General features: G+C 38.9%; 10 protein-coding genes. 3 read left to right on the top strand and 7 right to left on the bottom strand.

Annotated elements, in window-relative coordinates:
• Nucleotides 1–823: 823 nt before the first annotated feature.
• Nucleotides 824–1,456 (top strand): hypothetical protein, encoded by a 633-nt coding sequence (locus tag ACFSQ0_RS10845; protein WP_379048140.1) that lies wholly within the window; start codon nucleotides 824–826, stop codon nucleotides 1,454–1,456.
• A 261-nt stretch (nucleotides 1,457–1,717) separates the two neighbouring features.
• Here the strand turns inward: ACFSQ0_RS10845 and ACFSQ0_RS10840 are convergent, their stop codons facing one another.
• Entirely contained in the window at nucleotides 1,718–2,236 is a 519-nt protein-coding gene (locus ACFSQ0_RS10840) for a hypothetical protein (protein WP_379048137.1), read from the bottom strand.
• A 508-nt stretch (nucleotides 2,237–2,744) separates the two neighbouring features.
• Here ACFSQ0_RS10840 and ACFSQ0_RS10835 point away from each other — a divergent pair.
• Nucleotides 2,745–2,978, top strand: coding sequence for a hypothetical protein (locus ACFSQ0_RS10835; RefSeq protein WP_379048134.1), 234 nt, complete (start codon nucleotides 2,745–2,747; stop codon nucleotides 2,976–2,978).
• The gene (locus tag ACFSQ0_RS10830) at nucleotides 2,962–3,264 is read left to right on the top strand and encodes a type II toxin-antitoxin system RelE/ParE family toxin (RefSeq protein WP_379048131.1); all 303 of its coding nucleotides are present in this window, start codon (nucleotides 2,962–2,964) and stop codon (nucleotides 3,262–3,264) included. Before ACFSQ0_RS10835 ends, ACFSQ0_RS10830 begins: the two co-directional genes overlap by 17 nt.
• A 1,273-nt stretch (nucleotides 3,265–4,537) precedes the next feature.
• Here the strand turns inward: ACFSQ0_RS10830 and porN are convergent.
• The 6 genes from porN to topA all read right to left on the bottom strand — a co-directional run bounded on the left by porN (nucleotide 4,538) and on the right by topA (nucleotide 12,964).
• Complete coding sequence (porN, locus tag ACFSQ0_RS10825) at nucleotides 4,538–5,437, bottom strand: type IX secretion system ring subunit PorN/GldN (RefSeq protein WP_379048128.1); 900 nt, start codon at nucleotides 5,435–5,437, stop codon at nucleotides 4,538–4,540.
• Nucleotides 5,438–5,456: 19 nt separating this feature from the next.
• Nucleotides 5,457–7,013: a type IX secretion system motor protein PorM/GldM gene (gene porM / locus ACFSQ0_RS10820; RefSeq protein ID WP_379048126.1), complete on the bottom strand. Its 1,557-nt coding sequence runs from the start codon at nucleotides 7,011–7,013 to the stop codon at nucleotides 5,457–5,459.
• Between the two features lie 37 nt (nucleotides 7,014–7,050).
• On the bottom strand, nucleotides 7,051–7,698 hold the full coding sequence (porL, locus tag ACFSQ0_RS10815) for a type IX secretion system motor protein PorL/GldL (RefSeq protein WP_379048123.1): 648 nt from the start codon (nucleotides 7,696–7,698) through the stop codon (nucleotides 7,051–7,053).
• A 61-nt stretch (nucleotides 7,699–7,759) separates the two neighbouring features.
• A complete protein-coding gene (porK, locus tag ACFSQ0_RS10810) occupies nucleotides 7,760–9,139 on the bottom strand; it encodes a T9SS ring complex lipoprotein PorK/GldK (RefSeq protein WP_379048120.1) in 1,380 nt (459 codons plus the stop codon).
• A gap of 111 nt (nucleotides 9,140–9,250) precedes the next feature.
• Nucleotides 9,251–10,411: a formimidoylglutamase gene (locus tag ACFSQ0_RS10805; protein ID WP_379048117.1), complete on the bottom strand. Its 1,161-nt coding sequence runs from the start codon at nucleotides 10,409–10,411 to the stop codon at nucleotides 9,251–9,253.
• 15 nt (nucleotides 10,412–10,426) lie between these two features.
• Nucleotides 10,427–12,964 carry a type I DNA topoisomerase gene (gene topA / locus ACFSQ0_RS10800; protein WP_379048115.1) on the bottom strand — a complete coding sequence of 846 codons (2,538 nt, stop codon included), beginning with the start codon at nucleotides 12,962–12,964 and terminating at the stop codon, nucleotides 10,427–10,429.
• Nucleotides 12,965–13,015: the final 51 nt, after the last annotated feature.

The raw sequence follows: 13,015 nt of genomic DNA, 5'->3' as shown, positions 1-13,015 counted from the left end.
CTAAAATTTAGCTTGCAAACATACAATTTAGCGCTAGTTTCGTAAGCCTAGACTTTTTTGCTACTTTTTTCGGCGATGGAAAAAAGTAGAGGATTAAGAAATGGGTATTTTTAGTTTTCGATTAGTAGTTTATTATAATGGAAACTATAAAGATATTCGCTACTTTTCGACTGCACCTCGATACTTCGTATTTTTCTTCTATCGTCCAAAAATCCAAAACTCGGTGTGACAAGGTAGGTTTTAAACGCCCTGTCACTTCGAGTGGGCCAGCTTAGCCAACAGGCATTTATGCCGTAGTTGGACTCGCTGGGCTGTATCGAGAAGTGATTTAATGGAAACTTTAAAAGTATTAGTTACTTTTCGACTAGCTCTCGATACACGTTCTTATGGCTCTCGCCATAAAATCGCACTCGAGCTGACAAGGCGTGGTTTTAAACTACTACGTACTTGGTGCGAGCTTTTGGCAGTCCCGACCTCTTGCTAGTGCGCAATTGCATCGCGTTCTCTTTACCACATTTCAATCAATTGCTCAATTCATCATTCAAGTATAAAACTAAAACTCACAAAATAAAGACCTTCTGAATTATGAAACTTGTAATTACGGCTCCTATTTTAAAAAGGGTGTTATTTTTATCAATCTGCTGACCACAGATTACAAAAACTACAGGCTGAAATCCTGCGGGAGCGGGCGATGCTTCCATAATTACAAACATTCCATAAGTAAAAATCACAATACAAATCGATAAGAGCAAAATCAAAACGGAAAAGTTTGTATATTTATCGACCAGCATCAAACTAAAAACCCATTAATTAAGAATTTATTATGAGAGAGATAAGCTTATTAATTATTTGCTTTTTTACAATTGGTATAACAAAAGCTCAACAAAAAGCAGTTACAGAAACGGGGGACCAAGTTATTCTATATGATGATGGTGTTTGGAAATACCAAGATGAAAACCAACAGTTAGAGAGAAAAATACGAATTAATCCTAAAAAATTTGAAAGAGATGAAAACTCTACATTTCTATTAAAAAGCAAAAACCTTAATATAGGTTACTATTTAAATCCTAAACAATGGTCGTTTAATAAATCTATTGAAAACCCTGACGCGGAATATGAACTTGCGCTAAAGGGAGAGGATTTGTATGGTTTAATCATTACCGAAAGAGTTGAAATACCCTTAGAAACCCTTAGATCAATAGCACTTGAAAATGGAAAAACAATCGTACCTGACTTAAAGATTGTAAATCAAGAGTATAGAACCGTAAACGGCTTAAAAGTACTTCAAATTCGGATGGATGGCAATATGCAAGGAATTAAAATTACTTATTATGGGTATTACTATTCTAATGATAAAGGAACAGTGCAATTCATAACTTATACTTCTCAAAATTTATTGGATAGCTATTTACCGGAAATTGAAAAACTGCTAAATGGGATTGTAGAATTGAATTAAATAAAATACAAGCTAATATAAATATTAGCTAGTGCGCGATTGCATGGCGTTCTCCTAACCACATAGCAATCAACTGCTCAATTCATCATTAAAGTATAAAACTAAAACTCACAAAATAAAAATCTTCAGCATTATCAAACTTGTAATTACGGCTCCTATTTTAAAAATAGTATTTTTTATCAACCTGCTAATAGGTAGAAGACCACAGACTACAAAAACCACAGGCTCCAATCCTGCGGGAGCGGGGAGAAGCTCCTGTATTCATAACATTTTAGATTTAATAAAATTGATTATATTTTTAAATCTCCCTTCAATGACTTCTTTTTGGTTTATTCTAATCATAAAGTCATTCTTTTTTACAGGGATTAAATAAGCTGTTTTACCTATAACTTTAAATTCTTTAATTTGATTCCAATTCCTTCTAAGGGAGTTCTCATCATCCTCTTTTTGAATTATAACACACTCGTTATCCATAATTATATGAACTTTCCCTTCGTATAAAGTATTTTTTTCATTATTTACTTTTTTTATGGTTTTTAACAGTGAAAAAATACTATACAATATCATTCCTGAAATTCCTACACCTAATGAAAATACTAATAACCCTATAATTTCTGGAAAAAAATATAGGTAAGATGCTTTATTTAAAAAATGTATTAAAGTGATAGCAACATAAATTAAAACAACGACAACAAATGGTCTATTCAATATTTCAAGTACCAAATACTTGACAGAATCTTCTTTATAAGACTTGAATTTTTGACAAATAACTACTTTCATATCCTAATCATTACTTTCCCATCATTTTTTTGTAATAATAACGGCTGCACCAGACAGTCCAACTCCAGTTCCCCACTGACCATATTTGCTGAATTTTTGAGAGTTGAGTCGCATCAATGCAGGTTTTTGTGTTGCAAAATCTTGTAAAGCTCCTCTACCTTGTCGATACATTGAATCTGAAACTTCATCTGTAAAACCAGGTAAAGTTCTATTTAATGCGTTAGGATTACCCCGCTAGTGCGCGATTGCATCGCGTTCTCCTAACCAAATTGCAATCAACTGCCCAATTCATCATTCAAGTATAAAACTAAAGTTTACAAAATAAAAACCTTCTGAATCACGAAACTTGTAATTGCAGCTCATATTTTAAAAATAGGATTTTTTTATCAACCTGCTAATAGGTAGAAGACCACAGGCGGCAATCGTGCGGGAGCGTAGGGAAAGTATTGCAACAGTAAAAAATAATTTAAAAATCAAAGAATAGGATTTAATTCGTAACTTTGATATTATGGATCTAAGTTTAGAAAATAAAAAAATTGAATTAATTCAATGGTTGTCCACATTAAACGACAAGTCTTTGATTGATCAACTAATGAAAATAAGGGATAAAGAAAAAACCGATTGGTGGAAGGAAATTTCTGCTGCTGAAAAAGATTCTATTGAAAAAGGAATTCAAGATGCAGACAATGCAAAATTAACTTCTCACCATAAGGTGAAAGATATTTATGAAAAGTGGTTATAAAATTCTATGGACCGATCACGCCATTTCTGAACTTAAAGCAACCATAGAATATCTTGAAGCGAATTGGACTGAGAGAGAACTAAGAAAATTTGCCGCAAAATTAGATCACACTATCCAACTGATTTCAAAAATGCCTGAAATTTTCCCTGAATCAATGGAGAAAAAGAAAACCCGAAAAGCTGTAGTCGATGTCCACAATAATTTATACTATAGAATCAATAAAAATACCATTGAGATTGTGTCCTTATTTTCGAACAGAAAGAATCCAAATAAAAAAAGAACATAAGAGTATTGAGCCACAATGCAAATAAGTCCTTACTCTCACTGGTTTAATTTAACTAACGACAAAACAGACAAGGCAGGTTTTTTCACCAAAGAATAATAAGTAGAAGTACCATTTAAACCCGGCCTATCGAAAATAGGGCGGAAAATTGGCAGTGCTTTTTAGATATACGTGGATATAGCAATAACAACATCCATCAGCCCACGTCAAAAAGCGTTTCAAAGCAGCGCTTTGCAATCTTTTTCTTCAGTATAACTTGTGTTTTGCGTGAAGAATTGGTGAAGCCTTGGAACCAATTTAGCAAAATACAAGTGGTTTTCAGCTTGCCTGAAAAATACCTCAGAAAAAGTGTACTTTCTTTTGTTTCGTTTTCTCCTGTATCCGACGAGCGCAGCGAGAGGAATACACCGTAAAGAAAATGAAAATTAGGACATAGTATTATCAATGAATTGTAAAAGAGTAACTTTTGAAAATATAAATAAACTCGCTACTTTTCGGCTGCACCTCGATACAAGGGTATTTGCCTATCGGCAAAAACCCCCACTCGGTGTGACAAGGCAGGTTATTTTATAAAAAGAATAAATAGAAATACCATTTAATCTTGGCCTATCGAAAATAGCGCGTAAAATTGGCAGTGCAGTAAGCGTTGAAAATTTTAGGCTGTTTGAGACCGATTGGAAATCGGGTGAGTTCCTAAAATTTAGCTTGCAAACATACAATTTAGCGCTAGTTTCGTAAGCCTAGACTTTCGTAGTCCCCATATTTCGGGGTTTGCTACTTTTTTCGGCGATGGAAAAAAGTAGAGGATTAAGAAATGGATATTTTGGGCTTTCGATTAATAGCGTATAATAATGGTAACTATAAAGATATTCGCTACTTTTCGACTGCACTTCGATACACGGGTGTTTGCCTATCGTCAAAAACCCGCACTCAGTGTGACAAGGCAGGTTTTAGAGTTATTTTACATACCAGCAGCCCACGTAAAAAAGCGATTCAAAGCAGGGCTTTGCAATCTTTTTCTTCAGTATAACTTGTGTTTTACGCATACATTAGGCAGAACAATAGAATTAAAGATAAATTATATACCGCTATCTACTTAGCGCGACCCTTAGGGAGTCCCGAGTATTCGCGGGATCTCGATATAATTTTTTATGGCTTTCGCAACAACCGCACTCGCAGTGCCAAATCGTGGTTTCAAAACATTTTAAAAACTTAAGTAGGCATCAAAAAAAAAGCATCCGCGTTGGCGGATGCTTTTTTATATTTTAGCAACGGATTAGTAATTCCACATATCCGATTCAAAGTTACGTATAGACTCTTTGATACGATTTGATTCTAGCAACTGCATCAAGGTGTTGTCTGCAATGTACTCATCTACTTCACGGTCACCGTATACGTTATCTTCTTTGTAAATCATGGCGTCGAAACGTCTTGAGTTTAACAAGTGATCAAAGGTAAGCGGGTGTGCTGTGTTTTTAGCATTGAATACATAATTGCTATGCAACTGCTTTCTGATTTCGGGATAGTATACCCAGAATAATTCTACGGGCACAACCTCTAAGTCTGGATTCTCCTGTTGCTGCAATTTGTTTTGAGCAGAGATTACTACTGGTGCGATAGCCAACAAGCGGTATTTTAACTCGCCTTGTCTTTTATCGAAGTACCAGTAACCTCTAATCTTATAAGCGTGAACATCAGCTGGCTTGATTTCGGCCATTGAATAATGCCACTCTTCTAAAGGCTCTCCTGCATTTTCGGCTGCGATACCCGCATCGTTTAATACCTTTACAGACAAGTTGGTCTCCAACTGATCCATCGGGTATTTCTGATGAAAGTAAGAATCCATATACATGGTTACCTGGTCGGTTTTCACCGCGTCGATAATCACCTCAAACAAAGATTTTCTTCCTTGGCTGGTCTTATCTAAAGGGTAAAGCAAAGGGAAGTTCACTCGCTGATTCAAATCTATGTATTCCCAAGTTGTTTTTGCCCACAAGATATCTCTATCGTCTACATAACCGTAGTCTAAAGGTTCCTGGTTGGCATCATTCTGCACTTGAGCCTGACTTTTCTTCCCGATCTCTTCTGGTGATTCTGCATTTAGGATGTTCAGCTGCGCGAAACTCGCAAAGCTAAATCCTAGTGCAGCTAACATAAATAAACAACTCTTCTTCATATACGTTTTTAATTTTATATTAATCTTGTAGTTCTATAATTAATGGATTTACTCGTTGCAATTTGTACTTCGAGTTACCGGCTACTTTAGCCTGGATGTCAAAAATCTGAACTACCGAACCTCTTTTTGCCGAGTTCAAGGCTGCTTTTGCAGCGGCATTTAAACGGTTACCATTAACTTGTACTACTGGTTTACCCATTACCTGGAATTTAAATCCAGATACATTTAAATTCAAGTCGAAATCGAAGTCTGGTAATTTGGCTGCAATCGGTGATACTTCAACGGCACGCTTACTCATACGAATAGCACCATTACCACCATCTTTAGCTCCGATAACTCCTAATGGACGTGGAATTTCTTTGATACGGAAAACCTTGCTAGAGGATACTGATTTACCTCCTGGTAAAGTTCCAGACACGTTAATTTTAACCTCTCTTGCTTTTACGTTGGTTACATCCATCACATAAGCTCCGGCTCCGCTTGCTGGAGATAAACCAGGTGCTTGAGCATTTACCTGTGGTACACCAGGAATAGAGATGGTCATTGGGTTTTTAACTCCACGGTAAACCACGTTCATCTTATCGGCTGAAATTACAGCTGAGTTAGGTTCAGGAATTACGGTATAAGCGCTCTTTACAGGAATGCTTACAATCGAATCTCCTTCTTTAAACTGCAACTCTCCATTGATTTCTTGCTGCCCCACGTTTCCGGCTGGGAATTCTAATTCTACCTGACCGGTTTGGTTTTCTAATTCTTTGTTGTTGATTACTACTTTATCAAAAGTAAGTGAGTTATCAAAACGACCCAATACTACTTTACCTTTAAAGCTCTCTCCACTGAAGAATGCTGTTTTTTCGGGTACCACAATTGCCTCGTAATTACTCATCGATAATTGCGAAGTCATTTGACCTTGCAACATAGCCGATAATACTTGGCTTTCTGTAGTTTTAATATCTGCTTGAATCTTAGTTAATTTAGTTACCGATGCGATTAATGGGAAACCAACATAGTGATAGTTTACCCAGTGCTTCTTAATTCCGTCACGTGTAGCCACTTTATTATCGTCACCACCGGTTGAGAATTTATCGGCAACATCTTTTTTGATATCGTCATAACCTTCTCCTAATTCTCCTATAACCGTTTGGCGATAAGCGATGATTTTATTCATCAACTCCTCCCCTTTAGGTTGTAGTTTTCCACCTTTCCAGAACAACTCATCGAAATAAGCTGTCTTGTCCATAGTTTCGTAATCTTTAGGATCTTTTACTCCTTCTAATGCACCGGCTTTTAATTCACCGATGAAGTTATACAAGTCTGATGAAGCTGCGCTAATTTTAGCCGCTTTTTCTTGTAAAGGCTTGTATTGTTTAGGTTGTTCTGAAGCTTTTTCGGCTAGACCGGCCATAAAGTTGGCATTACGAGCGGTAGCCGCTGTATTGGCCTCATTAAAGCTTTCATTGATTGAACCAAAAGCAGACAATACTTCTTTTGACATATTTAGGGCCATCATTGCGATGAAAACCAAATACATCAAGTTAATCATCTTCTGCCTTGGGGTTTGTTTTCCTCCTGCCATAGTTAAATTTTGTAAATATTAATAATTCAATTTAGACTTAGGCGTTAGGACGCATTGCCGTTAACATACCTCCGTAAACATTGTTTAAGTTTGATAGGTTGCTAGTTAAGCTTTCCATTTCAGACTTTAACTTCACCGCGTTATCTGCTACCGCTTGGTTTACTTCGGCTTGCTTGCTAGTAGATTCTAATTGTACTTTGTAAAGGTTGTTTAAAGATTCCATTTGAGATGCCGCTAAGGTCATTTCTTCGCTGTATTTCTTTTGCGAAGCAATAGCGTCTACTGTTGGAGCCATATTTTTTGCCGCACCTTCGAAGTTTTTAATACTTTCTCCTAAGCTTGCCATTAAAGCTCCATCTATCTTAGCTTCTTTCAACATATCGTCTAATTTCTTAGAAAGGGCACCTTGCGCATCTTTAGGATCTTCTACTAAGGTATTTCGCTTAGAACCTGAAGAAGCACCTCCTGCCAATTCTGGGTAAACCAAAGACCAATCTAATTCATCATCTACTGGTTCGAAAGCTGAAATAGCGAATACTAATGCCTCTACTACAAGACCAAGGATTAACATCTCGTTTCCAAAAGGCCAGTGCATAATTTTAAATAGTGCTCCTAAGATTACTACCGCTGCTCCTAGACCATAAACCATATTCATGATTTTCTTTCCTTTTTTTGACTTTGCCATAATTTAAATTTTAGTTGTTTAAGTTAAGTTTAATTAAAATTGAGTTTGTTGTTTGTTGTTCTTATCTCGGTGGCTGATTCAAGTCTAAATCATTACCTAAATAATCTTGTACTGTTCTGAAACCGATATAACTTCTTGCCGAATCTGCATACTCGTAATCTCTCGAGCTTACTTGTAGGAAATAGGCTACATCTTTCCAAGAACCTCCGCGCACTACTTTACGCTTGTTGTTTTTATCGTTTACGTTCGGGTTCATCGACGAGTAGTAGTCGTATGAATCGTCTGAGTAAGATGAGTTTACCCACTCGGCCACGTTACCGGCCATATTGTATAAGTTAAAATCGTTAGGCTCAAATGACTTGGCCTCTACGGTATACAAAGCTTGGTCTGCTGCATAATCTCCACGCAAAGGCTTGAAGTTTGCCAAGAAGCATCCGCGATCGTCTTTTGCATACGGCCCACCCCAAGGGTAAGTAGCCGATTCAATTCCGCCTCGAGCGGCATATTCCCACTCTGATTCAATTGGCAATCTATACGTATTCACGTTATGCAAACCTTTTTCTTTACGGTAAGCATTATGCTTTAAAGTTCTCCAGTCACAAAATGCTTTGGCTTGTTTCCAAGAAACACCCACTACTGGATACTCATCATAAGCCGCGTGCCAGAAATAGTCGTTATGCATAGGCTCGTTATACGAGTAGCTAAAATCACGAATCCAAACTGTGGTATCTGGATACACCTCAACTTCTTCGGTTTGAATGAAGTTGGAACGGTCGCCACGAGAACGGGCCGCAGCATCCATATCCATAGTTTTATAGCTGTATTTGAATTTAGTTACATCCATAAGACGCTCGCCGTTGTACGACTGGTCTTGAGGCAAGTACATTTCGTCCATTACATAAACGTAAGACTCGTCTGGATACTCATCGGTTTTCCAGATGATATCTACATCCCAGTTCAAACGCTGGTTATTAGGGTCGTAGTGTTTTGAATACTGCTGGTAAGGCGTTTCTTGTGCCTGACCTCCTTTTTTATTGTTGGCATTTGCCGAACCTTTAAAGGCGAAATCGGCAATACTCGCGGTTTTACCTCCTTGGCCACCGCCACCGCCGCCGGCTAGCTCTGCCTCCTCGGCAAGTCGTTGTCTGATGATGGAATCTCTTACCCAATGTACAAATTCACGGTATTCTGAGTTCGTAATTTCGGTTTCGTCCATATAAAAGGATCGAACGGTAACCGTTTTGGTTGGGGCATTGTTCAAGCCAGCCACATCATCGTCAGATTTACCCATAATGAATGAACCACCGGGTACCAGTGTCATTCCGTAGGGCTTCTCTGCATGCCACTGCTTTCCTTTTACTCCAACTAATTGACCTTTGTCTCCTCCGCCACAGCTGGCTAAGAATGAAACTAAAGCAAGAACTGAAAAAACTTTCTTCATAACTATATCAGGTTAAGATAATCTAATTTTAAGGGCGTAAACCTATTTAATAATTTCCAAAAAAACAATTTTTTATTTAAAAAAAAGTTAAAATTGGCGACAAATTGCTGACTATAACTCGTTTTTTATTCTTGCTTTCCACCAAATGGCTGGTAGGTTTTGGTTGCAAGCGCTCTCATAGTCTTCATAAGTACATGGCAATAACGTCGTATTTTCTAATTTATTGTTAATTTTTTTTGCAATTGGTACCTCAAGCCACCATCTACCGGTAAGCTGACTCTTATAAAACGTTAAAACATCGGTATCTACCGGAACTTGGTACTTGATAAAATCTTTTTTAGCGCTGGGTGAATTTTCATCCTTTCGGTACACCACCCCCTCGATAAAATACCACATAATTTGGGCTACAAGGGTATTGGCTGCTTGGCAATTGGGCAAATCGTCTAAATGATAAAGTCCCATACTCGAAACTTGATCTCCCAAACCAGCGTAGCGGGCAATGGCGCAAATCTCCCGACCGTTAAAGCCATTGGCCGTCAAATTGGGCGCCGCCAAATGAGCGGGCTCGATGGCATTTACATCGATACTAGCCATACTTGCGTTTCTAAATACCGGCTCTACTCGCTCGATTTGTTGACAGACCTCGCCTAAGCGATAGGTATCAAAATAAAGCTTCTCGAGTAAGTTGATCTCTTCTTGTGCATTGTAAAAGGTTTGGTAACCTATATTGGAATAATGATACAAGTTGAAAGGCTCTTCAACCACCATTTTACCCACATAAGAATAGGGCCCAATAGGGGCGGCAGTATCACCCAAGTCGAATTTCGCATCTACATTCACATAATGCACCATTTGCCCGTGGTTGTCATAAGCTCGGTATTGGGCATAGGCCAAATCTTGGCTACCCCCCAGTATCAAAAGAATGGTGTTTTGCTCTAGGCAATGCGCTAAACATTCGCGCAAGGCAAAATAGGTATCCTGAGGTGTGGCACCGGCTCGAATATTACCCAAATCGGCTAGTTGTAGCGGCCAATTGCCGCGGTGCATATGATAAAAAGCTTTACGGATGGCTTCCCAGTTTTCAAAATCTGGGTTTTGCGCTTGTGTAGTGCGCGAATCTTTTACACCCAAAATAGCCACCTGCACATTTTCTAAATCGGGAAAAGCGCCAGCCTCCCGGTAGGCCTGTATTTGCAAGCCTATACTCCCCTCGCCCAAATCTAAGGTTTCAAAAAAAGTTTCGGGCAAGGGAGTAAAAAATGATGTATTCATAAATTATTAATCGGCTTAAGATTTTTTGGTCGTCTTCTTTGTAGTCGTTTTTTTCTTGGCCGTAGTTTTCTTTTTGGTAGCGGTTTTCTTTTTTGTAGTCTTTTTCTTTCCACCTGCCTTCTCAAGCATCGCCTTCACTTCTTCTAAAGTAAGGTTTTCGGCATCGGTGGTTTTAGGTAATTCTACTTTGGTCTTTCCTTGGCTTAGCTTAAAACGTCCCCATCTGGCTTTCTCTACCTTTATCCCTTCTTCTTCCCAGTGGTGAATCAGCTTATCGCGTTCTTTTTTCTTTTTGTCTTCGATTAGCTCGATAATATCGGATTCACTCAGGTTATCGAAATCGTATTTCTTATTTACATTGATAAAAATATTGTTCCATTTGATATACGGACCAAAACGACCTACTCCTTTTTGCACGTCTTTACCCTCATAAGTATAAATAGGCGCATCGGCTTTTTCTTTAGCCTTGATCAATTCCATCGCACGTTCAAACGTCACATCTAACGGATCTTCGCCTTTATCTAGAGAGACAAACTTTTTCCCATAACGCACATACGGACCGTAGCGACCGTTATTCACCTCAACCGCTTCGTCTTGGTATTCACCCAATTTCTTAGGCAACTCAAACAAAGCCATAGCCTCTTCGAAGGTAATACTGTTTAAGGTCTGATCGGGTCCTAGGCTGGCAAATTGTGGTTTCTCCTCATCTTCAACCGAACCGATTTGAACCATGGGTCCGAATCTTCCTAATCGAGCACTTACCGGTTTGCCCGTTTTGGGGTCTTTACCCAGTACGCGCTCTCCTACTTCACGTTCGGCATTTTCGGCTACATCTTTTACGGTAGGATGAAACTCCTGATAAAAAGCCTGCATCATCTCCGTCCACTTCTCATTCCCTTCGGCAATATCATCAAAATCTTGTTCTACTTTAGCAGTGAAATTATAATCTAAAATATTACTAAAGTGCTGTACTAAAAAGTCGTTTACTACCATACCTACATCAGTAGGGATAAGCTTACCTTTATCTGATCCTACCATTTCGGTTAGGCTTTTTTCGCTGTACTTGTCTTTTTTCAGCACCAGCTTGGCATAGGCACGTTCTTTCCCCTCTATACTTCCTTTCTCAATATACTTTCGGTTTTGAATAGTCGATATGGTGGGCGCATAAGTTGAGGGTCTACCAATACCCAATTCTTCTAGCTTTTTAACCAATGAAGCTTCGGTATAGCGGGCGGGTGGACGGGTAAATCTTTCGGTCGCGCTGATGTAGTTGTTGTCGAGTTTATCGTTCACCTTCATCGCTGGTAAAAGACCTGCTTGCTCTTCTTCTTCATCATCGGTTCCCTCTAAATAAACTTTTAAGAATCCGTCAAATTTCAAGATCTCTCCGTTGGCTGTGAATTGCTTATCGTGCTTATCGGCATCAATTTTCACCACAGTACGCTCCAATTTAGCATCGCTCATTTGCGAGGCAATGGCACGTTTCCAAATGAGTTCGTATAAACGTTGTTGGTCTCTTTCTGCCGGCACGCTATGGTTCTCAAAATGCGTAGGTCTTATCGCCTCGTGCGCCTCTTGAGCACCTTTGGATTTACCTTTATAATTACGCGGTTCTAAATATTCTTTACCATAGGCGCTTTGAATCTCTTTTGCGGCCCCTTTTTTAGCCTCATCAGACAGGTTTACGCTATCGGTTCTCATATAAGTAATATGTCCGGCTTCGTATAAACGCTGCGCCATATTCATGGTTTTACTCACCGAAAAATACAATTTACGCGCGGCTTCCTGCTGCAAGGTAGAAGTGGTAAATGGCGGTGCTGGTCTTTTCTTGGCAGGCTTTTTAGTGAGGTCGGCTACCACATACTCAGCGCCGATATTTTGTTTTAAGAAGGCCTCAGCCTCTTCCTTGGTGTCAAAGTTTTTCGGGATTTTAGCTTTAAAGCTTTTGCCTTCTAGGGTTGCGAATTCCGCATCGATACGGTAACTGGCTTTGGTTTCGAAATCGATGATTTCCCGTTCGCGTTCTACAATCAAACGCACCGAAACCGATTGCACACGTCCGGCCGAAAGTCCTCCCTTTACCTTGCGCCACAATACAGGCGAGAGCTCATAGCCCACTAAACGATCGAGCACCCTTCTTGCCTGTTGGGCATTCACCAGGTTGTAATCGATTTCTCTAGGGTTCTCTATAGCTTTGAGAATAGCATTTTTAGTAATTTCATGAAAAACAATACGCTTGGTCTTACTCGGCTTTAAATCCAATTCCTCTGCCAAGTGCCAAGCAATAGCCTCTCCTTCGCGGTCCTCATCACTTGCGAGCCAAACGGTTTCTGAAGCTTCGGCTAGTTTTTTCAAGTTGCGCACCACATCTTTCTTATCTTTGTTAACCACATATTTGGGCTTGAAGTCTTTTTCTACATCTACCCCCAATTCTTTGGTAGGCAAATCGGCAATATGCCCGAAACTAGAAGCTACTTTATAGTCTTTACCCAAAAACTTTTCAATGGTTTTGGCCTTCGCTGGTGACTCTACTATTACTAAATTTTTCGCCATGCTTTCGTTTATTTGTATTTGCAAAAGTAGGAGAAATTTTTGATTTCTTTT

Source organism: Mesonia sediminis (assembly GCF_042684705.1).
Lineage (GTDB): Bacteria > Bacteroidota > Bacteroidia > Flavobacteriales > Flavobacteriaceae > Mesonia > Mesonia sediminis.
Note: the sequence above shows the minus strand (reverse complement) of the source record. Positions and strands in the feature narration are given on the sequence as shown.

Coding starts and splice junctions, on each gene's coding strand:
- ACFSQ0_RS10840 (WP_379048137.1), bottom strand. CDS start 2,236: ATGAAAGTAGTTATTTGTCAAAAATTCAAGTCTTATAAAGAAGATTCT.
- ACFSQ0_RS10845 (WP_379048140.1), top strand. CDS start 824: ATGAGAGAGATAAGCTTATTAATTATTTGCTTTTTTACAATTGGTATA.
- porK (WP_379048120.1), bottom strand. CDS start 9,139: ATGAAGAAAGTTTTTTCAGTTCTTGCTTTAGTTTCATTCTTAGCCAGC.
- ACFSQ0_RS10805 (WP_379048117.1), bottom strand. CDS start 10,411: ATGAATACATCATTTTTTACTCCCTTGCCCGAAACTTTTTTTGAAACC.
- porL (WP_379048123.1), bottom strand. CDS start 7,698: ATGGCAAAGTCAAAAAAAGGAAAGAAAATCATGAATATGGTTTATGGT.
- porM (WP_379048126.1), bottom strand. CDS start 7,013: ATGGCAGGAGGAAAACAAACCCCAAGGCAGAAGATGATTAACTTGATG.
- ACFSQ0_RS10835 (WP_379048134.1), top strand. CDS start 2,745: ATGGATCTAAGTTTAGAAAATAAAAAAATTGAATTAATTCAATGGTTG.
- topA (WP_379048115.1), bottom strand. CDS start 12,964: ATGGCGAAAAATTTAGTAATAGTAGAGTCACCAGCGAAGGCCAAAACC.
- porN (WP_379048128.1), bottom strand. CDS start 5,437: ATGAAGAAGAGTTGTTTATTTATGTTAGCTGCACTAGGATTTAGCTTT.
- ACFSQ0_RS10830 (WP_379048131.1), top strand. CDS start 2,962: ATGAAAAGTGGTTATAAAATTCTATGGACCGATCACGCCATTTCTGAA.